This is a genomic window from Flavobacterium riviphilum, assembly GCF_055231795.1.
The window spans coordinates 13,245-36,503 of the sequence record NZ_JBUYSY010000021.1 but is presented as its reverse complement, the minus strand read 5'-3'; the positions used below and the strand labels follow the sequence as shown (position 1 = coordinate 36,503).

Annotated in this window: 19 protein-coding genes; 5 read left to right on the top strand and 14 right to left on the bottom strand. The window is 40.5% G+C overall.

Annotated features, from left to right (window positions below; genetic code table 11):
* The first annotated feature begins 325 nt into the window (after nucleotides 1-325).
* The 4 genes from thrS (at nucleotide 326) to rplT (ending at nucleotide 3,615) form a co-directional block, all read left to right on the top strand.
* Nucleotides 326-2,272, top strand: a complete 1,947-nt coding sequence (thrS, locus tag ACZIX2_RS13300; RefSeq protein WP_463340585.1) for a threonine--tRNA ligase — start codon at nucleotides 326-328, stop codon at nucleotides 2,270-2,272.
* A gap of 22 nt (nucleotides 2,273-2,294) precedes the next feature.
* Nucleotides 2,295-2,846 carry a translation initiation factor IF-3 gene (infC, locus tag ACZIX2_RS13295; RefSeq protein ID WP_463340587.1) on the top strand — a complete coding sequence of 184 codons (552 nt, stop codon included), beginning with the start codon at nucleotides 2,295-2,297 and terminating at the stop codon, nucleotides 2,844-2,846.
* A 73-nt stretch (nucleotides 2,847-2,919) separates the two neighbouring features.
* Entirely contained in the window at nucleotides 2,920-3,117 is a 198-nt protein-coding gene (rpmI, locus tag ACZIX2_RS13290; RefSeq protein ID WP_007810722.1) for a 50S ribosomal protein L35, read from the top strand.
* 153 nt (nucleotides 3,118-3,270) lie between these two features.
* A complete protein-coding gene (gene rplT, locus ACZIX2_RS13285; RefSeq protein WP_463340584.1) occupies nucleotides 3,271-3,615 on the top strand; it encodes a 50S ribosomal protein L20 in 345 nt (114 codons plus the stop codon).
* Nucleotides 3,616-3,982: 367 nt separating this feature from the next.
* On the opposite strand, the gene gloA2 is transcribed toward rplT, so the two are convergent.
* The 5 genes from gloA2 to ACZIX2_RS13260 all read right to left on the bottom strand — a co-directional run bounded on the left by gloA2 (nucleotide 3,983) and on the right by ACZIX2_RS13260 (nucleotide 6,665).
* A complete protein-coding gene (gene gloA2, locus ACZIX2_RS13280; RefSeq protein ID WP_463340586.1) occupies nucleotides 3,983-4,369 on the bottom strand; it encodes an SMU1112c/YaeR family gloxylase I-like metalloprotein in 387 nt (128 codons plus the stop codon).
* 60 nt (nucleotides 4,370-4,429) lie between these two features.
* The gene (locus ACZIX2_RS13275) at nucleotides 4,430-5,215 is read right to left on the bottom strand and encodes a type 1 glutamine amidotransferase domain-containing protein (RefSeq protein WP_463340583.1); all 786 of its coding nucleotides are present in this window, start codon (nucleotides 5,213-5,215) and stop codon (nucleotides 4,430-4,432) included.
* Between the two features lie 95 nt (nucleotides 5,216-5,310).
* Complete coding sequence (locus ACZIX2_RS13270; protein WP_463340582.1) at nucleotides 5,311-5,874, bottom strand: Crp/Fnr family transcriptional regulator; 564 nt, start codon at nucleotides 5,872-5,874, stop codon at nucleotides 5,311-5,313.
* 204 nt (nucleotides 5,875-6,078) lie between these two features.
* Nucleotides 6,079-6,246, bottom strand: a complete 168-nt coding sequence (locus tag ACZIX2_RS13265; protein WP_463340581.1) for a hypothetical protein — start codon at nucleotides 6,244-6,246, stop codon at nucleotides 6,079-6,081.
* Between the two features lie 17 nt (nucleotides 6,247-6,263).
* Complete coding sequence (locus ACZIX2_RS13260) at nucleotides 6,264-6,665, bottom strand: VOC family protein (protein ID WP_463340580.1); 402 nt, start codon at nucleotides 6,663-6,665, stop codon at nucleotides 6,264-6,266.
* Nucleotides 6,666-7,387: 722 nt separating this feature from the next.
* Here ACZIX2_RS13260 and ACZIX2_RS13255 point away from each other — a divergent pair.
* A complete protein-coding gene (locus ACZIX2_RS13255) occupies nucleotides 7,388-8,845 on the top strand; it encodes an SLC13 family permease (RefSeq protein ID WP_463340579.1) in 1,458 nt (485 codons plus the stop codon).
* A 260-nt stretch (nucleotides 8,846-9,105) separates the two neighbouring features.
* Here ACZIX2_RS13255 and ACZIX2_RS13250 read toward each other — a convergent pair whose 3' ends face one another.
* The 9 genes from ACZIX2_RS13250 to ACZIX2_RS13210 all read right to left on the bottom strand — a co-directional run bounded on the left by ACZIX2_RS13250 (nucleotide 9,106) and on the right by ACZIX2_RS13210 (nucleotide 23,191).
* The gene (locus ACZIX2_RS13250) at nucleotides 9,106-9,603 is read right to left on the bottom strand and encodes an N-acetyltransferase family protein (protein ID WP_463340578.1); all 498 of its coding nucleotides are present in this window, start codon (nucleotides 9,601-9,603) and stop codon (nucleotides 9,106-9,108) included.
* 377 nt (nucleotides 9,604-9,980) lie between these two features.
* Nucleotides 9,981-11,096, bottom strand: a complete 1,116-nt coding sequence (gene nagA, locus ACZIX2_RS13245) for an N-acetylglucosamine-6-phosphate deacetylase (protein ID WP_463340577.1) — start codon at nucleotides 11,094-11,096, stop codon at nucleotides 9,981-9,983.
* Nucleotide 11,097: 1 nt separating this feature from the next.
* Entirely contained in the window at nucleotides 11,098-12,312 is a 1,215-nt protein-coding gene (locus ACZIX2_RS13240; RefSeq protein ID WP_463340576.1) for an AGE family epimerase/isomerase, read from the bottom strand.
* Between the two features lie 27 nt (nucleotides 12,313-12,339).
* On the bottom strand, nucleotides 12,340-14,427 hold the full coding sequence (locus tag ACZIX2_RS13235) for a GDSL-type esterase/lipase family protein (protein ID WP_463340575.1): 2,088 nt from the start codon (nucleotides 14,425-14,427) through the stop codon (nucleotides 12,340-12,342).
* 183 nt (nucleotides 14,428-14,610) lie between these two features.
* Nucleotides 14,611-15,855 (bottom strand): MFS transporter, encoded by a 1,245-nt coding sequence (locus ACZIX2_RS13230; RefSeq protein WP_463340574.1) that lies wholly within the window; start codon nucleotides 15,853-15,855, stop codon nucleotides 14,611-14,613.
* A 58-nt stretch (nucleotides 15,856-15,913) separates the two neighbouring features.
* Nucleotides 15,914-17,056 carry a Kelch repeat-containing protein gene (locus tag ACZIX2_RS13225; RefSeq protein WP_463340573.1) on the bottom strand — a complete coding sequence of 381 codons (1,143 nt, stop codon included), beginning with the start codon at nucleotides 17,054-17,056 and terminating at the stop codon, nucleotides 15,914-15,916.
* Nucleotides 17,057-17,103: 47 nt separating this feature from the next.
* The gene (locus tag ACZIX2_RS13220; protein ID WP_463340572.1) at nucleotides 17,104-18,117 is read right to left on the bottom strand and encodes a dihydrodipicolinate synthase family protein; all 1,014 of its coding nucleotides are present in this window, start codon (nucleotides 18,115-18,117) and stop codon (nucleotides 17,104-17,106) included.
* A gap of 15 nt (nucleotides 18,118-18,132) precedes the next feature.
* Complete coding sequence (locus ACZIX2_RS13215; RefSeq protein ID WP_463340571.1) at nucleotides 18,133-19,593, bottom strand: RagB/SusD family nutrient uptake outer membrane protein; 1,461 nt, start codon at nucleotides 19,591-19,593, stop codon at nucleotides 18,133-18,135.
* 16 nt (nucleotides 19,594-19,609) lie between these two features.
* Complete coding sequence (locus tag ACZIX2_RS13210; protein ID WP_463340570.1) at nucleotides 19,610-23,191, bottom strand: TonB-dependent receptor; 3,582 nt, start codon at nucleotides 23,189-23,191, stop codon at nucleotides 19,610-19,612.
* Nucleotides 23,192-23,259 lie beyond the last annotated feature (68 nt).

Here is a 23,259-nt window from a genome sequence, read left to right as displayed (position 1 = left end):
GCTATACTTATATATAGCATAGTAATCCCTGTATTGACTCCAAAGGCTAGGAAAAAAAGTGGTTGTTTTCTAAAAACACCCGTCTGAACAAACTAAACAAGCAAGAATAGCACCATCCAACTGCCTAATCTAGCACCCAACCTCCTTTCTAAAGCCAATACCCTAGTCCGGATGGAAGCGGCATCCTTGTCCTCCCGCCCGAGGGTTGCGGGCGGGAGGACAAGATATAGCGGACAGCCGGATTAGCTCCTAAAAAAAACAAGTCCGATATATATTGTAAGTTTTTTGTTAATCGATTATATTTGCACACTTAAAAAATTGCACGATGATCAATATAACTTTGCCCGATGGGTCAATTAGAGCGTTTTCGCCTGGAGTAACTCCGATGGACGTTGCCAAAAATATTAGTGAGGGATTTGCTAGAAATGTTATTTCGGCCTCATTTGAAGGCACCACTATCGAAACCAGCACGCCCTTGACCACTGACGGAAGTCTTGTTTTATACACTTGGAATGACGCAGAAGGCAAAAAGGCTTTTTGGCACTCCACTTCGCACGTGATGGCACAAGTGCTAGAGGAGATGTACCCAGGAATTCAATTAACTTTGGGACCTGCCATTGCCAACGGTTTTTATTATGATGTAGATTTTGGTGATCAAAAAATCACAGAAGCCGACTTCAAAGCTATTGAAACGCGTATGTTGGAAATCTCGAAAGAGAAACACGAATTCAAAATGCGTCCGGTATCCAAAGCAGAAGCATTGGAGGTTTACAAAAACAATGTTTATAAAACTGAATTGATCAGCAATTTAGAAGACGGCACGATTACCTTTTGCGACCACTCTTCCTTTACCGATTTGTGTCGTGGAGGTCACATTCCGAATACCGGCATAATCAAGGCGGTAAAAATCATGAGTGTGGCTGGAGCTTATTGGAGAGGAGACGAAAAAAACAAACAATTGACTCGAGTATACGGTACTTCATTCCCGAAACAGAAAGATTTGACCGAGTACTTAGCCCTATTAGAAGAAGCCAAAAGAAGAGACCACCGTAAACTAGGTAAAGAATTGGAACTATTTGCTTTCTCTACCAAAGTCGGTCAAGGATTGCCTTTATGGCTACCTAAAGGTGCTGCCTTGAGAGATCGTTTGGAACAATTCTTGAAAAAAGCACAAAAGAAAGCAGGCTACGAACAAGTCGTTACTCCTCACATTGGACAAAAAGACTTATATGTTACCTCAGGACACTATGCCAAATATGGGGCTGATAGTTTTCAACCTATAAATACCCCAGCCGAAGGAGAAGAGTTTTTATTAAAACCGATGAACTGTCCGCATCACTGCGAAATTTACAACGTAAGACCCTGGTCGTATAAAGATTTACCGAAGCGTTATGCTGAATTTGGAACCGTATACCGTTACGAACAAAGTGGTGAATTGCATGGATTGACTCGTGTTAGAGGTTTCACGCAAGATGACGCGCATATTTTCTGTACACCAGAGCAATTGGATGACGAGTTCAAAAAAGTCATCGACCTTGTGTTATACGTCTTTGGTTCTTTAGGCTTTGAAAACTTCACTGCTCAAGTTTCCTTACGCGACAAGGAGAACCGAGACAAATATATCGGTAGTGATGAAAACTGGGAGAAAGCCGAAAACGCGATTATCAATGCCGCAAAAGACAAAGGGCTGAATACCGTTATTGAATACGGAGAAGCTGCGTTTTACGGTCCGAAACTAGATTTCATGGTAAAAGATGCTTTAGGCAGACAGTGGCAATTGGGTACTATTCAAGTAGATTACAACTTACCTGAGCGTTTTGAACTGACCTACAAAGGTTCTGACAATGAACTACATAGACCTGTAATGATTCACCGAGCCCCCTTTGGATCGATGGAGCGTTTCATTGCCATTTTACTAGAGCACACTGCAGGTAATTTCCCACTTTGGTTGATGCCAGAACAGGCTATAATCTTGTGTTTGAGCGAGAAATATGAAAATTATGCCAAAAAAGTTTTAAATCTGCTAGAAAATCACGAAATTCGCGCCCTAATTGACAATAGGAATGAAACCATCGGCAAGAAGATACGTGAAGCCGAGATGCAAAAGATTCCGTTTATGCTGATTGTAGGAGAAGAAGAAGAGCAAAACGGTACAGTTTCTATCCGTCGACACGGTCAAGAAGGCAAAGGTAACATCACAGTAACGATAGACGCCTTTGTATCGATTGTAACCGAAGAGATTAACAAAACATTACAAACATTTATAGTTTAACTTAAATTTTAGAGCCATAGCAATAAGAAACAACAGAGGTTACCAACCTCGCGTAGAAAAAAAAGACGCTCACCGAATCAACAACAATATTCGTGGAGTACAGGAAGTAAGACTCGTTGGGGAGAACATCGAGCCGGGAGTTTATAAATTAAGTGAAGCACTACGTCTTGCTGACGAGTTTGAGCTGGATTTGGTTGAAATATCGCCCAATGCAGCACCGCCAGTTTGCAAGATTATGGATTATAATAAGTTTGTTTACGAGCAAAAGAAACGAGAAAAAGCGCTTAAAGCCAAATCGTCTCAAGTAGTCGTTAAAGAAATCCGTTTTGGTCCACAAACCGATGAGCACGACTATGAGTTCAAGAAAAAGAATGCGGAAAAATTCCTAAAAGAAGGTGCAAAATTAAAAGCCTTTGTATTCTTTAAAGGTCGTTCGATCATCTATAAAGACCAAGGACAGATTTTGTTATTGCGTTTGGCTACCGATTTAGAAGAATATGGTAAAGTGGAAGCTTTGCCTGTCTTAGAGGGAAAACGCATGATTATGTTTATTGCTCCTAAGAAGAAAAAATAAAATCCCAACTCCTCAAAAGGGGCACTGGGTTACAAAATAAGTAAGTAAGAATAAATTCAAAAACTAGGAAAAAATGCCTAAAATGAAAACCAAATCTAGCGCCAAGAAACGTTTTAAAGTTACTGGTTCTGGAAAGATTAAAAGAAAGCATGCTTTTAAAAGTCACATTTTGACTAAAAAATCTAAAAAACGTAAATTAGCTTTGACACACTCAGCGCTAGTTCACTCAACAGATATGAAAAGCATCAAACAACAATTAAGAATCATCTAATACAAGTATCAAGTCTTGAGTACTAAGTATTAAGTATTAAGACTATTACTTTAAAGAATTCTTTAGGTTAAACACATTTAATAACCTTGGAGTACGGCCATAAGTTCCTTTGATTCAATTCAGGACGCCTGCTACAAAAAAAACAGTAAAATTATGCCAAGATCGGTAAACTCAGTTGCTAAGAGAGCAAGAAGAAAAAAAATAATGAAACAAGCCAAAGGTTTCTTTGGTAGACGTAAAAACGTATGGACCGTTGCTAAGAACGCGGTTGAGAAAGCGATGTGCTACGCATACCGCGATAGAAGAGTAAACAAAAGAAATTTCCGTGCTTTATGGATTCAACGTATCAACGCTGGAGCTAGATTGGAAGGAATGTCTTATTCACAATTCATTGGGAAATTAAAAGCTAACCAAATCGAATTGAACCGTAAAGTTCTTGCTGATTTAGCTATGAATCACCCAGAAGCTTTCAAAGCAATTCTTAACAAAGTAAAATAACGTTTTATCAACTCAATTTAGCATTACTTACTTATACAAAAACCCAATCGAAAGATTGGGTTTTTTTGTTTGGGTTAGGTCGTTTTGGGTTTAATTCCAAAATTCATATTCCAAAAAATAAATTCCAAATTCCAATAATCTAAATTCCAAAAAATAAATTCCAAATTCCAATAATCTAAATTCCAATAATCTAAATTCCAATAATCTAAATTCCAAAAAATAAATTCCAAAAAATAAATTCCAAAAAATAAATTCCAAAAATTCAAAAACTAAATTCCAAAAAATAAATTCCAAATTCCAATAATCTAAATTCCAAATTCCAAAAATCCAAATTCCAAAAACTAAATTCCAAAAACTAAATTTTAAATTAAGGCACTTCATAAAGTTCTATCGGCAAATGGTCGGGGTCTTGGATAAAAGTGAATCTTTTTTGTGTATACTCATCTACCCTGATATCCTCGGCTGGAATGGCATGTTGGGCTAAATGCGCCACTACCTCATCGAGGTTTTCGACTGCAAAAGCAAGATGTCGCAAACCACAGGCTTCGGGTCTAGACACTCGCTTGGGTGGATTCGGAAATGAAAAAAGCTCTAAGCAATAGTGTCCATTTATTGCTAAATCTAATTTGTAGGAGTCTCGATGCTCACGATAGACTTCACTGACCATATTCAATCCCAAAATTTGGGTGTAGAAATGTTTGGATTTGACATAATCAGAACAAATAATTGCGATGTGATGTATTTCTTTAATCATGGTTAAGTAATAAAAAAAGAGGCAGCCATAAGCCACCTCTAAAGTTTCGATTGATTGGTATTACCTTTTTTTCAATTCTTTCAAAATTGCCTCACCAACGCCATGAGCAGATTGTGGGTTTTGCCCAGTAACCACTCGCTGATCCACTGTTACATGTGGTTGCCAAAGCCCAGATTTTTCGAAGATGGCTCCTCGTTCTATCAATTTGGTTTCTAAACTAAAGGGCACTACTTGCTCTAACTTTACCGCAATTTCTTCTTCGTTGGTAAACGCATTGATTTTTTTACCGTCTACCAAATATTTTCCGTTACTGAGTTTAATATTCACTAAACCTGCTGGTCCGTGACATACAGCACTCACTACCCCATTCTTTTCGTAAATTTTTTGAGCGATCAGCGCCAAGGCTTCATTATCGGCAAAATCCCACATCGTCCCGTGACCTCCAGCATAAAAAATAGCTGCGTAATCCTCAGGTTTGACATCGGATGGTTTTAAAGAATTCTGAATCTTTGCTTGATACTTTTTATCTTCCAAAAATCGTTTATTAACAGCATCTTCCATATTAGCACCATAATACGGTGGCGTACCACCCTTTGGGCTAACGAAATCTATTTCATAACCTGCATCGGCCAACACCGCCCATGGATGGGTAACTTCTCCTAAATAATATCCTGTTGGTTCGCCTGTATTTCCTAGTTTGTCGTGACTCGTTACTACAAATAAAATTTTCTTATTCATTTTTTTTACTTTTTGAGATTGAGCAGTTGCTTGATTGGATACCAGAACTAAGGTGCAAGCTGCGATAACCCCAATTCCTGTTATGATTTTTTTCCATTTACTTTTCATTGTTATTGGTATTTAAAATTAACGTTGCAAAGTTCTACCAAAAATAAACCATCTCACAGGACCTAAGTCACATTTTTGGTGTGATGTACCTCACACTAAGAAGACAAACGGCTTAAGGTTTCTCTGGAAACCCCTAAATACGATGCCAATAAGGTTTTGGGCACGCGTTGAATCAGCACCGGATATTGTTCTTGCAGTTGTTCATAGCGCTCTTTGGCGTTGCTATTGAGTAAGGATAGAATTCTACGTTGCAAAGCCACATAGCCGGCCGTGGATTTTTTTCTAAAAAAGTGTTCCATTTTGTGCAGGTCAGCACACAATTTTTCACGATTCAACAAAGACAAGGCCAGTACTTCGGTATCTTCCAAACAATTGATGTTGAGTGTTGCTTTGGTCCCTTTAAAATGGGCTTGATAATCTGAAATCCACCAATCTTCCATGGCAAACTGCATGATATGCTCTTTGCCTTCGGGGTTTAAGTAATAGGCTTTCAAAAGTCCCTTAGTTACAAAATAATCATGATCCACGGTATCGCCTTCTTGCAACAAAAACTGATGCTTTTTTAATTTCTTAACTACAAAATGCGACAAGATATAATCAAATTCCTTGTCTGTTAAAGGCGTTATCTTTTCAATTTGCTGACGTAATACTTCACTCATAATCATTAGATGTCCATAGTTTGGTGTTCATTGCTTGTTGTTCGTCTGTTCCTCAAGCATACTACCTTGTTTTTTTTGCAAAAATACGGTAATACCAGCGTTTCCTCGCAAAAATGCCACAGCAACCCTACTAAACCCAAAATCCGCATTAGAAATCTACTACAACTGAATTCTTCTTCAAAACCAAGAACTTTTTTCACGCGTTTATATTTTATTCTGGTGTTCAAGATACGCTTCGCTTAGTTCTCCCATTTTTAAATTCAAAATACGCAAGTATTCCTTCTTTAAAAATAGTCCGTGAACTCTTGCATTTATTAAATAATTCAGTTTCGCTACGAAGTCTAATGCAGATTTTGGGCTAAAGGCTTCCATACCTTTCCTTTACTGACTTATCTTTGGGAGTGTAGTCCAATGGTATTTCCTTCGGTATCTTTGACAATACAACAAAATCCATAGGGGCCTATTGAAAATTTTTCTTTTACTATTTGTCCCCCTGCAGGAATTACTCGAGCTGCTTCTATGGCACAATCTTCGCAACTGAAATAGGCTACGGTTCCATCGGGACTGGGTTTCCTCGCAGTAGTTTTACATAGTGCTCCACTAATGCCTCTGCTATCCCCGCCTTCTTCAGCCCATGGAAAACTTACCATTAGCAAATCGATTTCGGCGGCGGGATTTTCCATTGGCATCATTTGAAATTGAAAAACTGTTTCGTAAAATTTTTGGGCTCTTGGCAAATCGTCTACATAAATTTCGAGCCAGGTAAACGGGTTTTTAGCTGTATTTTTCATATTACTTCTTTTTTAGTCTGATAAAATTGTAAAAAAAGAGGTAAAACGTCCTCTTTTAAATTCTATTGACGGTCTATTACATTTCATTAAATCATTGCAACTATGTTTCGCTAACGCACTAAATTCTTTTATTTTTCAAACCCTTGCTTCACTATCGTGTTTTGTTTATTTATTTCAATCTGTTTTTTAGTATCTTTTTTTATTTTAATCGTTTTAGGTCAATGTAATGTAAATCATCAACTTTGTATTTTGCTTCAATCGCTTCAGATTGCACGTGATCAGGAATTAAAAAATTTAATTTAAAAGAAGAATAACTAATTTCCCTTTCGAAATAGTTCAACTATTACACTTATTACCTACACATTCCTTTTCGCCCCCTTGCTTCTATTTATTATGGGGTTGATTTTAGTTTCTTTCGCACAATGGAGGAGCTTTTCCAACTTGATCTTTAGCGCCTCAACTTCATTTTCAATATACTGATTTTCAGTACTCTAATTTACAAATTTTGATGTAAAAATAAAAAGTATTTTTTTTATCCCCTTGACAACCTTCGTTTCCATCACTTCCTTTGTCTAAGGTTCAAGAACACCTAACCAAAACTCCTTTACACCTTCAAAAATTACTGTACAGCCCCACACTTCTTATTGATTGTCAGATATTTGAATCCACTAACAGAGTTTAGTATGCATTAATTTAGTAACTTTATTACACAAAAAAGTGCTATGCGCTCCTATTGGTCCCGATACAAAAAAGAGATTGGTTTGCTGCTTGGGGGCTTCCTGAGTATCCTTTGCTATAGTAGTAATCCCTTGTTATTACCCCAGCAAGCGAATCAGGTTTTTGCTATAGCCGTATTAATGATCCTTTGGTGGGTATTTGAAGCCCTTCCTTTAGCCGTCGTGGCCTTGCTACCTATAATTTTGTTTCCGACATTACAAATTTACTCCCTAAAAGAGGTCACTCTTCATTACGGCGATTCGATTACTTTTTTGTTTATGGGTGGTTTTTTTATTGCCCTTGCCATTGAAAAATGGGGATTACATCAACGCATCGCTTTGGGTATTCTATCCTTAACGGGCACCAATGGCAATCGTATTATTTTTGGCTTTATTGTGGCGACGGGCCTTTTGAGTTTATGGCTTAGCAATACCGCCACGACCATGATGATGTTTCCTATTGCGCTATCCGTCATTAAAATGATCAAAAACCACCACACTAACGAAAAGGAGGTAGCCAATTTTTCGCTAGTACTCCTTTTGTCTATAGCATACGCTTCCAATTTTGCTATTGGCACTATCATCGCCACCCCGCCTAATGTGGCCTATGTGGGTTATATAAAAGATCGGTTCCACTATAGTATTACGTTCATGGACTGGATGCTATTGTTTCTGCCTTTGACCGTCCTTTTACTGCTTTCGCTGTATTGGGTTTTGGTCAAAGTCTTACATCCTAATCACATTCAACACAGTGAAGAAGCCACACTCACCCTAGCCAAAGCCCAAAAAGCCTTAGGTGTACTTACCCCTCCTGAAAAAAGAGTATTGGTAGTATTTGTTCTTACGGTTTTCTTATGGATCAGCAAAGATTTTTGGAACCGCTGGCAATCCATTTTGGTTTTTGATGATGCCATTATTGCCCTCTTTGGTGCCTTTCTCTTGTTTTTAACCCCAGCTGGAACTTCCAAAAAACACCAAATCGAGCGTTTACTGTCTTGGTCGGACACCAAAAACATGGCTTGGGATGTCTTGTTGCTTTTTGGTGGAGGGATTGCCTTGGCCAATGCTATAGAAAAATCACAACTCGTGACTAGCTTAGGCAAAGGGTTTGAGGATTTTGGCCAACAGCATCTTTTCTTGTTGATTCTTGGCATTACCACCGTATCCGTTTTTTTGAGTGAGGTTATCAGCAACTTGGCCTTGGTACTGATTTTATCCCCGGTCGTAACCTCTTTGGCAGTCACTTTTAAATTGGATCCTTTACTTTTAGGCATTCCGATGACTTTAGGAGCCAGTTGTGCCTGTATGTTGCCCATGGGTACCCCACCTAATGCCATTATTTTTGCTAAAGGTCATTTGAAAATGCAACAAATGGTATCTACAGGATTTGTTTTGAATTTGGTGTGTATACTCCTGATTTCGGTCTTTTGTTGGTTGTTTCAACCCTTAGTGATGGGGCTTTAAAAAGTGTGCTAGGTTATGAGCTGATATCATTGTGTAACATTTTGAAGTGGTCAAAACATGTTTCGCTAGTATTCCTATTTTAAAACTCAACACACTAAACAACTAGTTTATGGGTTACTATTTCTTGTAAGTATTCACTCTTTGTTGTTTCCTTCTTCTAAGCAAGTTCGTGAATACCTACTTTTATTGAACAATTAAGTCTAGCTACGAAGTCTAATGCATATTCTCTTTTAAAAAAAGTCCTAATTTAAACTCAATTATTAAAGTAATTTCTCGAATGCTTTTCTAGGCAAACCGCGAACGCTGATTTCTCCACAGTAGGTATAGCCTGCTTTTTCTAAAATTTTCAGCATGGGCAAGTTATCAAAATTGGTATCGACTTTGATACTATAAGTGTTATGGGCCAGTGCCAATGCCTCAATTTTATGGAACAATAGTGTAGCCAAACCTTTGCCTTTATAACTTTCGGCTATAGCTACTCGGTGTACCACCACATACGCATCCTCACTCAACCACTTCCCATCTATATGTTCGTAAGTTGGCTCCATGCCAAATATAATTGCTGCACAGGCCACAATTTTGCCTTGCTCTTCTACCACATACGATTGTTCTTTTTCAATGTCGTGCAATACCGTTTGCCAATTAGGATACCCATCTTGCCACTGTTGACTGCCTTCTTTTTTGCGTTGTGCAATAGCATCTTGCAATATCTCCCACACTTGTGGGGCTTCTGCTAAGGTCGTTTTTCTCAAATTCATTTTTATAATTCCTCTTGTTAGCACTGTACCACAAAAAAAGGACAAGTACTCATTTTGCTTCCAAAAATAACTATTCGTTTTGAAGATGATCGAACCAACCGCTTAAAGGTTGTGATTTTAACATTTCTACCTCCATTTTCACAAGATAGCATCTTGGAAATAGCGCTTTAGTTATTGGAGCCAGGTGTTTCGTCAAGCAATAGTTTGAAAAAACAGCTTGCGCAGGCAGTACAAGAAAGTCAAGGCATCGCTTTTTTTTTGATTCAAGCGCTGATAAAGTATACAACTATGTCCATTTTTAAGAGTATTAGTATAACATAGAAAAACTAAGGACTACTATAGTAGCCCTTAGTTGTCCGCAGAATTGCTTTAGATTTTTAAAGTATGAGTGGCTTTACCTCGGAAAAATCGGCGTTGAATTGCATGAATCGGGCGGGATATCCCGGTTTTATTTTTCCCAATTGGTGGTCCATTTTAATGGCTTGAGCTACTCGAGTGGTCCCCATTTTGATGGCTTCATCAACCGTAACACCCAAATTGTGAGTAGCATTTCTAATGGCTTCTTCCATGGAAATACTAGCTCCTGCCAAATTACCCTCGCTATTGCGATACCAGCCATTGTCTAAAAAGGCTTCAAAATTTCCCCATTGGAATTGTGCTACTTTCCGCCCCAAAAAAGTAGCATCTGTAATTAAAAACAGTTTATCTTTTTTCATTTGGTGGGCGATTCTAGCCACAGCATAATCACAATGGGCACCATCCAAGATGATGGGAGCATAAACGGAACTATTCTCGAGTACTGCCCCCACTAGACCTGGTTCTCTATGGCCCATTTGCGTCATGGCATTGTACAAATGCGTAACCAATTGGATGCCTTTGGAAAAACACCACTGCGCTTCTAAATACGTCATGGTAGAATGACCTGCCGAAAGTATAATGCCACTATCTAATAGCATTTCCAATTGTTCATTAGAAAAACATTCCGGGGCAATGGTCATGACTTTGATCACGTCTTTGCCGTAGCGTATGATTTCTTCCAGTTCTGCAGTAGTGGGTTTTCTGACGTGTTCACTGCTGTGTGCACCTCGTTTTATGGGGTTTAAAAAAGGTCCTTCTAAATGCATTCCAAAAACACCATTCTTATGTTTGTCTCTGTACTGCCGTACTGCTTCGATGCCTTGTAGAATGGTATCCTGAGCGGCTGAAATCATGCAGGGCAACACCTGGGTTGTTCCATATTTCAAACTCGATTCGTATATATCTTGCAAGGTTTCCTCGGTGGGGTGTTGCGTAAAGTAAAATTTTTCGCCCCCGTTAATTTGAATGTCGATACTTCCTGCAGATAGGTGTTGTTTTTGTAAATCTATCATAGGCATATCTGTAGGCAGAGTATGCGTTACCGCTTCCACTTTACCATCAGCTACAATAACCACGTGGTTGGTTAGGATTTCGTCACCGGTATGAATTGTTCCGTTGTATAGGGCTTGTTTCATATTACACTGAAATTTGTTGATTTTCTAGTTCTTTCTTTTTCAACTGCTCCTTCAAGATTTGCATGCAATACCATTCCTGACGAGGTAAATGGAAAGGCCCTTTGAACAGATTTCCTTTAGCGGTTTGTGCTATCGTCCCATCGCGGTGCAAGTAGCCAAACCATTCGCCGTTGCTTTTATCGTGAAATTTGGCATAGGCATACTCATGAATCATTTTATGCCACTGTCCGTATTTGGGGTTACCGGTCATGGTAAACGCCAATAAGGTCGCTATAATCGTTTCGTTTTGGGGCCACCAAAATTTCATGTCTTGCCAGTATTCTTGCACCGGTTTCTGATACACATCTTTAAAATACATGATGCCCCCATATTCTTGATCCCAACCGCGTTCCCACATATAGTCCAGCATTTTGCATCCTAAATCTACTAGATGAGGGTCGTTGTTACGGTATTTGGCTTCATGCAAAATAAACCAGGCGCCTTCAATAGCATGGCCCGGATTTAGGGTGCGCCCATCGATATGGTCTATTATACTTCCATCAGGAGCCACCTGTTCCATGACACATTGCAGATCTTCTTTTACAAAATCGCATTCTATTTCATTAATCCATCGATTGATCCATTCATCGCAACGGGAATCGCCTATGGTCTCGCGCACTTGCTGAGCGGTGTTGATCATAATCATGGGTACCCCAATCCCTTTGGCAGGACGTGTATTGGTGAATTTTGGGGTCAACAATTCGGGTTGTGTAGCATAGTCTATACATTTTCCAAACAATTCTCGGGCTTTTTGGGCTATACTTTGGTCGCCACTCGCTTTGGCATAGGCGGCTAGGGCAATAACGGCGAACGTTTCGGAAAAGAAATAACGTCGTTTACGTAGGGGTTCCCCTTGTCGGTTGACATGAAAGAACATGCGCCCATCGGTATCAAAACCGTGTTGGAGTAAAAAATCAATACCGGATTTGGCACCTTCCAACCATTCTTTTTTGGGTTCGACCGTGTTGTAAAGTGTGGCCAACAACCAAGCGGTTCTCCCTTGAATCCATATGGCTTTATCGTCATCGAGGAGGGATCCGTCATGGTCTCGCATCAACAGATAGCCACCGTATTGATGATCTATTGCACGAGGAAACCAAAAAGGAAGTGTATCATGCAACAATTGATTTTGATAAAAATCACTTAAATCGTGTAGTTCATTTTTAGTATAGCTCATGGTGTCGTTAGTTTATAAGTTTGTTTTCTAGTTTTGAGATACCGCTATTTTAAAAGTGCTAGAAGGCAATCCTGCTTCGTTGGTCAAATTGGCCAAAGTAAAAGGTTGCCAGGCATAGACAACGGCTCTCACTTGTGTAGCCTTGGGCACAATTAGCAGCACTTTGTTTTGTTTAATTTCGGCTGGAACAGGAAGGTATTGCCCTTCGTTGGTCACTATTTCAAACCCTCTTAAAGGCGCCTCCTGTTCGGTTTGGAGTTGTTTGGCCTGAGTGAACGACAGTACTATCGTTTCGTTTGTTTGCACCGCTTTGCTCACTTTTGGACCTTGGTCTTGAATCGGTTTATGGTATACCCTATGCAGCGCTAATCGGGCTAATCGGTTGGCAATTGCTTCTTTTTGTATGGGATGCACATTGTTTTCCTCCCCAAAATCCATGCTTACCGCTAGGCCACTGTTGGGTATGGTTTCGGACAACTGACTTTGCATCCAACGGAATTCTGGCCAAGCAGGGCGATTCATTCCTGATAATTGCACAAAAAAGAAGGGCAAGTCTTGTCCCCAAGCTTTTCTCCAGCTTTGCACCATAACCGGCAACAGATGTTGGTACTGTGCTAGATTGTGTACGTTGCTTTCGCCCTGATACCAGAGGATACCCTTGATGGGAAAAGCCGTAAAAGCACTCACTCCTGCTTCAAAATTGTAACATGGATCATACGGATGGCGTTGTTTAGGAGTAAGAGCATTTTTGAGATTTACCTCAGCTCGTTCTCTAACCCACGGCATATAAAAATCGGATTTTCGCCATTGCGTCATGGCGTTGACCGTTTTCGCATCGTGTTCCAATGTATAGCGGTCCACCCACGACTCAATAGGAGATCCACCAACGGCTACTTGAATGATCCCAATGGGTACCTTTTCTTCTTGCAGTATTTTTTGCCCAAAGTAATAGGCTATAGCCGAAACAGCTTTGGCCGATAGCGAATCGCAGCGCTGCCACTTTCCGGAAAAATAGTTCAGTTCATTGGTTTTTGCTAAAGTCAGCGAGTCCCAAGCCGTATCATCGGTCTCTTGAATAGGTTGCCAATGCATTAAGCGTAGCCTATCATTGCTAGCCGCCTTCGCTAGTGCAGTTGCCCCCATTTTTTCCTTTTGAAGCGGAAAAGCCATATTGGATTGACCGGAACAAAACCATACATCGCCAATCAAAATGTTTTTCACTTCCAGCCATTGGTTCTGGCAACGGACTTTCAATTCATAGGGTCCCCCCGCTTTCATGGAAGGCCATTGCACACTCCATTTTCCATTAGTTGTTGCCGTTGTGCTTAAAGTTTGCCCATTGAAGGTTACTTCCACAAGATCTCCTGTATTGGCTTTGCCGAAAAAGGTGATGGGTTGCTGGCGTTGCAGCACCATGTGGTCTGCAAATTGTGGGGCAAGAGCAAAACCTCCAAAATCGCCTGTGAGGGCAGAATATACCGTTTTGGCAATAGTCGCAGCTCCCTCTTTGGAGGGGTGTAAAGCGTCGGGAAAAAGATCAGGACGGGCATATAATTTTTCGTGCAAATCAATCCAATTCACTTTATTTTCTTGGGCTACCGTTTTAATTTCGGCTTGAATTTCCCAAAACCAATCTCTTGTTCCCGATTGGAATCGCGGATGTTCGTTAAATATGGGGGTCATCTTACAGATGAAAATTTTGACTGTAGGATTTTGTGCTCGTAATGCCTGTATGATTGCATGATAATCTGATTGAAAATCCTGTTTGTAATTGGGCCAATTTCTAGGGTCGGTATCATTTAACCCAAGATGAATAATGGCAATATCGGGTTGAAACTGTAAGGCTTCTTGATATGCTTTAGTTTTGACATAGGGTCTGTGACCTTTTTTCAGCAAGGTAGCCCCACTGAATCCAAAATTTTTGACTTCATACGTTTCGCCTAATAGTCCTTGTAATTGTGAAGGATAGGCTTCGGTTATGGGATTTCCTAACATATAACCCGCAGTCACCGAGTCGCCCATGCAAGCCACTTTAGTTTTAGCCCACCCCTGGCTCGTCTCCGTATATAGCTGAACGATCATATATAATAAAAAGAGAATTGTTTTATTTTTCATTGGTATTAAAGCAATAGCATACATTAAAAGTGAGCGTGACGTACACCCGCCAACGGTTTAGTAGCTATAGGCATGGCAGACAGCTTTGCTGCTATTGCCTTGCTACTAAAAAAACTACTAAGGGAAACGGTGCTCCCTTAGTAGCTGAGCACTCACCAAAATCAAATTAAAAAACTAAACTATTTACACTTCACAATAATCATTATGTTTGGGTTTGAGGCAACTCATTTGTACTCCTAAGGCCAAGACCACTACAACTGCCATCAACGCAAAGGCCAAGCCCAACTTTCCGTTATCGGCGTATTGCCCTAGGAAAGTGGTAATTAAAGCGCCGCAGCCCACTCCGGTCATATTGAGCACTCCATAGGCTGTTGCGCGGTATTTTGCCCCCACGAATTGGCAGAGAATGGGCATATTATTGGCATCAAACATGCCATACCCAAAGCCAAAACACAAACCGGCGGCAACCACATGCGTCATAGAACTTCCAAAGCCAATCAGAAATAAAGCGGGAATGGTCAAGCTTAAACCAATAGCACTAGTGTAGATTCGGCCTTTAACATTTTTCATCACCCATTTATCAGAAAGTACCCCACCAAACAAGACGCCAATCAAAGAAGCCATGGCAATCGTAATAGTTGCCAAGGGTCCTGCTTGCTCCATGGATATGTGTAAATTATCCGAGAACAAAGTAGGCAGCCAGTTTTTGGTAGCCCATCCCGGGAGACTAATGGTGGCAAAAAAGAATAAAATCACCCAAAACGAAACGTTGGTAAACAATAGCGCCAATCCTTTTACCAAGGGGATGTTTTCGGTTTGGTGTTCGCCCACGGCTCTATACTGATTCTGGGAAGGGGCTTCTTTCTCAAACAGGAAAAACACCAAAACCACCGCATAGCCCATTCCTATGAGGCCAAAGTAATGGAAGGTGGTATGCCAAGAAAATGCAGCCGCAATGGTTGCACCAAAGCCACCCAAAGCAGCACCAATATAAAGTCCAGTCATGTGAATGCCTATGGCCAACGATCTTGACTTTGCCTGGTGATAATCGGCAATCAAAGACAAACCTGCAGGAATGTACAAGGCCTCACTAATTCCCATTACCGCTCTAAGCCAATACAATTGTTGAAAATTTTCGGCCATGCCCATTGCATAGGTCACTAAAGACCACACGAACAAACTTCCTACAATCAGCCATTTGCGATTGAGTTTATCGGCTATAACACCAGAAACGGGACTCATGAGCGCATAGACCCATAAAAAAATAGCCATTAATCTTCCGAAATTCTCTCCTGCTATCAATTCTGGAATTTCTTTTTCCATAGCCGGTCGCATGGTAGCCAGCATTTGACGGTCCATGTAGTTGAGCAGGGCTACTAACCAAAGTAGGCCTACGACTAGCCAAGGATAATATTTTGTGTGCTTCATATTTATCAAGGTGTTGCAAGGGAAATGCCTCCAAGGCACATCCCATTAGTTGTTGTATTTATTCTTTTTTAAACTTCCCAATCATGATATTGGGGGTCCGAATGCCGGGCTTTACTTCTCCATTGGACAATACTATTTGATGATCCCATACCACAGCAGGAGTCGTTACAGGAGGCATGAAAGGCAATTCGCCAATCTTTTTCCAAGAATAAGTCAAAGTGTTAAAGCACAGCATACTTTTGTTAAAACCTGCATGTTGGGTATTGAGTAGGTTTTTTTCTTGTATCCATTTAGCTTTATCTGTTTCCGAATGGGAATGCGCAATTTGGGACAAATACGTTTCTATTTTATGAAAAACCTCACCTGTATCGCCCCCTAAGAGCAACAATTCAGTATGGTTTATAGGCACTACACTACCAGCAGCAAAGTGCAAAGGAGTTTGCCCATTTGTAAGCGCCGCGACAGCTTTCCACGCTTTCTTGTTGAGAGACATAGCATACACGGTGGCATGCCAATCGCTGATTCCCGTTGAACTTTTGGTTCTTCCCCCAATCACAAACAAACAAGGTCCCTCTTGGGTATCTTGAATGGCCACCGCTGCATTGGCCACCGCAAAAGGAAAATCTTCCAATGCTGTCCACTGCGGTTGCTCGGCTTTTAAATCCAAACAAAACACCTGATTCGAAGTAGTTGTAGTTTCATCGCCACCCACCGCATAAATCATATGATCATACGAAGCCAAACCGATATTGGTAATTGGCTTAGGAAAATTTGGCAAGACAGTACAGACAACCTCATTCGTTTCTTTGTTCCATTGTAACAAATAAGCTTTATTGGAGAGGCCCTTTTCATTTTCGCCCCCAACATACACTATCCCTTTAGGTGTTGACGTAACGCCACAATAGGCAATGGGTTCGGGCAATTTTGATTGTACTTTGGTGTTCCAAGCATAGTTATCTCCCTTTTTCTCGAGAACGTACACGCTATCGTAATATTTTTTCTTACCGCCTTCCCAAGGCATTTTATCTGGGAAATTGGCTCCACCGGCCACTATTAACACTTGATGGTGCAACCCGTTGATGGGGCCTGCAAAACCCAAAGAGGGTTGGCCTGCTTTGTCGGGTAAATAGGCAGCTCTTTCCCATACTAGGGTTGGATTTTCCTGTTGTTGTGCAAAAGAGTCAGTCGAATTGATAAGCATTGTTAGCAAAGGGATACAGATTAGTATTATTTTATTGCTGAGTTTCATTATTCTTCAGCAAACATTTCAGATTTGAACTGGTCGAAATTCAAACCGGCTACATCCTGTTGGAAGGCTTCCCATTGAGAGTCATTCATATTTTTGACTGGAAGGCGAAAAGTTCCTAGATCCAAGCCAACGCATTTCATATAGGCTTTACCTACAGCAATTCCGCCATATTTACCTAACAATCGGATCATATCAATTGAGCGTTGTTGCAATTTTCTAGCCTCTTCCAGCCTGTTGTTTTCAAACGCAGCCATCAAATCATGATACAAGGGTGCGGCGTAATTGAACGTACTTCCCACCGCTCCTTTGGCTCCAAGCACCAGTGCAGAAAGCATGTTTTCGTCTCTGCCCCAAAGCATGTCGTATTTGCCTTCTTTAAAACTCATACAGCTTTGAAAATCCATAAAATCTTCGTGTGTGTATTTGATACCGGCAAAATTGGGCAAGGTCTCGTCTAGGATTTGAACCAGATCGAACATGGGGAAATTCACGCCTGTTAATACTGGAATATGATAATAATAAAATGGCATATTGGGTACACTTTCGGCTACCTTACGACATGCTTGTGCTAGCATGTCTACATTGGCTGGTTTAAAATAGAAAGGCGCGGTAAACGAAACGGCATACAATCCGAGTGCTTCAGCCTGTTGGGCCAAGTCGATACAATCTTGCAGACAGGTGCCTCCAAGAAAGGCCATTACTTTAAAATCGGGATCGTGATGGGAAGCCTCGGCCCAGGCTTGCGCCACGGCTTTTTTTTCTGCAAGGGTAATGCTCACGCCTTCGCCTGTAGATCCATTAATAAAAGCCCCAGTTACTTTATTGTGTTTTAAGAACTTATAATAGGTTGGTATGAGGGTGGTGTCCAACTGCCCTTTTTCATTAAAAGGGGTAAATGGAGCTGCTATAAGTCCTTCTAAATGAGAGAATTCCATGATAAATACTGTGTTATGTTTGGAATATACAAGACTAAGTCGAACATTGGATAGTTGTCGACTCAGTCTGTATTCCATTAAAAAAAGGTTTACTTAGTACCCTGAATTTTGTTTTACTTTAGGGTTGTAATTGATGGTGTTTTGAGAGATTGGGAAGTAAATTGGTTTCCCGGTCATAGATGGCACCAGCGATGTTTTATTAAAACGCACGATATCCCACCAAGCTTTGCCTTCAAAGGCCAATTCTTTCAGCCTTTCGTTTAAGATGGCATCATCATTAGCTGCTTGCGTACCGTTTGTAAAACTTGCAGCCGCATCGGCTCTTTGCATCACTAGGTTCATTTCGGTTGTAGGGTTTTGACCTAAAGCGTTTTTGATTTCGGCTTTCATCAACAAGATGTCGGCCCAACGGTAAATGATGATATCGCTGGTAAAACGTCTTAATGTTCCGTCTACCGTCCCGTTGTATTTCACCAAACCAGTTACTACGTCGGCCGTGTTGGCTGTATTGCGAAGCGTGAGAAAAGTGGCGTCTTTTCGGGTATCTGTAGCCGAAAAGTTAAATCGAGACGGATCGGGTTGTACTCTAGAAATACCTGCATTACCTGAACCTGACCCCAAGGTTCCAAACATGGCGGTAGCTGCCGCTGCGGTAGCCCCTGGGTAATCTGCAGGACCTACATACATAAAAGAGTTCCAGTTGTCTAATAAGTTTGAAGTCACATCGGTTAAAGAATAACGAATGGCGAACAAAACTTCGGCATTTCCTTTGTTGGCATAACTAAATACATCCTTAAAATTAGGCAATAAGGATAAAGGAGGGATGGCGTCGATAGCACTAAGTGCTACATTTAAATCGGCAGTTCCCCCGTTCAATTGTTTTGCGGTCCACAAGAACACATCCGCTTTCAGCGCATTGGCCGCCGACTTTGACAATTGTACTTTATTATTTGTTTCGTCAGGAAAATTGCTCAAAGCCAATTCTAGATCCGATTTGATAAAAGCAAACGTTTCTTCCAAGCTGTTTCTAGGAACAATGTATTCGTTTTGATTGGTATTCTCCGTTGGGGTCGTAACGATTGGCACCCCTCCCCAGGAACGTGCCATGATAAAATACGCTAAGGCTCTCATCGTATAGGCTTGAGCCAAGTACCTTTTTTGTTCTTTAGCTGTAGCTGCGCTAAAAGTAATTTTTGGCACATTTTTAATAATCAAATTGGCTTGTTGCACCACGGTATACAATCCGCTCCAATCCACATCTACATTTTGAGCTGTTAGGTTGTTGTTGTAATAATTGGCCAAATTCAGCGGCGATTGCACCCCTCCTTTGATTTCGGCGCTACGTGCTCCTCCCAAAAGATAGTAATTTTGTTGGGTTTGGGTTCTAAAATTGTAGTACAAACCATTGACTGCTGCTTTGGCATCGTCTTCCGTTTTCCAAAAAGCATTGGCCGTAATACTACTTTCTGATTCTAGTTCTAAGTCATCGACGCAAGAATTCAAAAATCCCAATCCTGCCAATAAAAAGATATATATAAAATGTTTGTTTTTCATGATGTTGAATTTAAAATTATAGACTGATGTTTACACCAAAGATGATGTTTCTCGGTACAGGATACGTACCTGTAGCCCCTGCTGAGTTGAGTCCTTGGCTGGACCCTCCATCAATACCCTGAACTTCAGGGCTTAATCCGGTGTATTTTGTAAAATAGTACAAATTACTACCTGTAACATAAAGTCTAGCTGAGGAAAGTTTTACTTTCTCGGTGAAGGCTTTCGGAACTGTGTAGCCTAAAGTAATTTCTCTTAGGCAAAGGAAATCGCCACTTTCATAATACCTGCTGTTGCCTTGGAACATGTTGGTATTATAGGCCGCTCCACTGGCTTCTGAACGGAACAAGTTGTTTTGATTGGTTTGATCGGCCCAACGATAGCGAGGCACATCGGTAATATCCCCTTCTTTTTGCCATGATTTCAAACTTTCGGCCAACAAGCCATAATTTCCTTGAAATTGTCCAATGAAACGGGCTCTGGCTTCGTTATAAATGGTAGCCCCTAAAGAGTAATCGGTTCTAACGTTTAATGAAAAGCCTTTGTAAGCCACATCAAAATTGAATCCCCCCACATATTTTGGGAACATATTTCCCATGAATTTACGGTCTCTACTATCGATGATTTTATTGCCATCGGTATCTTCAAAAATGGCATCCCCTGGAAATTTGATTCCGTTAGGATTGCCTCCAGTTGCTGCTGTCTTTCCTACATATGTATCTTTGTACTGGGCATTGTAGGCATCAGCTTCAGCTTGCGTTGCCAAAATTTTCACTTGTTGGTGCGCGTAGAAATCGCCAATTTTTTGCCCTTCTTGTAATCCTCCAACAAACACATAGGCATTGGTTTTGGGATCCCAAATTTGAGTTCCTCCAATTCGATTGTTCAAGTTGCCGTTGAAGGGTAGTTTTTCGATTGTATTTACGTTGTGAGAAATGATAAATCCGGCATTGATTTTTAAATCCTCGTCATTGTATATCGCTCCCATGATTTCCATTTCGAAACCTTTACTTCTTAGTCCTCCTAAATTGGTCAACACGGTTGAGAAACCACTATTAGAAGGCAAGGTTAAGTTGGTCAACAAATCGGAAGTTAATTTGTTATAGAAATCGCCAATTACACGAATTTTATCTTGATGCACGCCAAGGTCAAACCCAATATTGTTGGTTCTGGATTGTTCCCATTTCAAACCAGGGTTCGCAATTTGCGCGTTTACGATAGCCGATTGTCCATTGTAATTGTTGGCCAAACCGTTGGTTGACCCTGAATACAATCCACCCGCTTGAAAATCGCCCAAGGTACCTAGGTTACCATTTACTCCATAACTGGCTCTCAATTTCAAAGACGAAACGATTTTCGGCACATGACTCCAAAATGCTTCTTCATGTGCATTCCAACCCACAGAAACCCCTGGGAAAAATCCAAATTTATTGTCGGGACCTAAGTTCGAAGCACCATCATAACGAAAAGAACCGGTAAACAAATACTTTCCTTTGTAGTCGTAATTGAGTCTTCCAAAAACCCCATTGATGATTAATTTAGAATTATTGGCAAAGACCGAAACAGGAATAGGTGACGAATCTAGGGTTTGAGTCAAATCGGAGGCACTTCCTTTTCCTGCGGCATTAAATGCTTTTATTACCCTATTGTAGTTTGAGGCACCCAATTTGGCTTCAAAATTTCCAATACGCTCCAAGTCTTTTCTATAGGTAAACACTCCTTCGAATTGAGTTTGGAAATAACGGTTGTTAAACTGAGAAGCATTTCTCGTGTTGTCTAACACCCCAGTTCCACTTAAAAACGCTTGTTGAAACACATTTCCTGAATTGTTCTCACTGTATAAGGACATGGAGGGCACAAAATTCAAATCTTTGGTAATTCTCAAATCACCATCCACGGCCAATTGCAGTTTTTCATTTTCATTAATCCCTTTTACTTTCCCCATTTGGTATAATGGGTTACCGTTGATGTTGTTTTGACCTGGTGCTAAGGTTCCGTCTTCAAACAAAAATTTGGTAGTAGGTGCATTTCCTAAATAACGGTTAAACACCACACTGTTGCTCACCACTTGGTTGTTGTTGGAACGTGCATACAACATTTTTCCATCAATGGTAAAGTTTTCTGCTAGTTTAAAGGAGGCGTTCAATTTGGAAGTAAAACGTTCGTAGCCGGTAAAAATGGTGATACCGTCTCCTTTTAAATACCCCAAGCTCAAATCGAATAGCGACTCCTCATTGCCTCCACTAAAGTTGAGATAATGATTTTGAGTCAACGCATCTTGGAACAATACATCATTCCAATCGGTGCTTTTAAACATGATGGTATTTGTTGGATTTAAAGGATCAGCCATTTCTTGCCATCCTTTGGCCAACAAAGTCGTTACATCCGCCGCAGCGAGAGAGGCTTTGGACAAGGATGCAAAAGGAGTTGTTCCGGTTAGGTTGTTTCCGGTACCGTAAGGCGTTGCGCCTAGCAATTGATTGTCTCTCGCATTAGGACGAGTTCCTCCTAAGATGTCTGCCGCATTTTTCACTCCTAAACGTGACAATCTGATGAAGTCTTCGCCTTTCAAAAAGTTGTATTTTTTGTTGATTTGACTCAACATAGTAGAATACCCATAGGAAATTCTAGTTTTACCCGATTTTCCGTTGGCTGTGGTAATGATTACTACCCCATTGGATCCACGTGCTCCGTAGATAGAGGTCGAAGCGGCATCTTTTAGCACTTGTAAAGAGGCGATATCGGCTGGGTTGATGTCGTCTATTTGCATACGAATTACGCCATCCACGATATACAATGGTGTGGCGCCTGCAGGGTTGTCAATTGAGGTACCCCCACGCACCAAGATATTTGAGGCTTTCCCAGGCTGCCCCGAAGCGGTACGCACAATCACCCCACTCACGTTACCTTGCAAAGCTTGGGTAACATTGGAATACGGAATATTTTCTAATACTTTTTTATCTAATTTTGAAACAGAAGTGGTTACAGCACGACGGTTTTGGGAGCCATACCCTACCACAATTACTTCATTCATTTGTTGGCCCACTTCTTTCATGATGATAAAAAGATCATCCTCTCCCACTACTTTTACCACTTGTTCTTGTAAGCCGATGTAGGTAATTACTAATTCGGTCACCTCATCGGGTAGAGTGAGTACAAACGTTCCCTCGAAATCTGTTTGAGTGGATATTTTAGTGCCTTTGGCAACAATGTTTACGCCAGGTAATGGTTCGCCCTTTTCGTTTACTACCTTTCCTTTGATCTTTTTTTCGATCTCGGCCGATTTTGAAGTTAAGGGTTTTGCAACGCTTTTGGGTACTAATGAAATGATATTGCCTTGAATGATCCATTTTACTGGAGCATTTTTGAATACTTTTTGCAAAACATTTTCAATAGAAGCATTTTTCACCTCAATTGAAACGGGTTTGACTTGACTTAAAATTGTAACATCATAAAAAAAGACATAGTCGGTTTGTTCCTTTATAACATTTAACACTTTTTTGGCCGACATGTTTTTTCCGGAAAAGGTTACCGTTTGAGAAGAAACAGAAGCGGCAACATTAAATGTGAAAACAATTATCAAAACGGTTGATAATTTCATAATTTTCCATAATTTAGGAGTAAGCCAAGAATTTCTTGTCTTGCATTTTCGTAATAATTTCATACTTT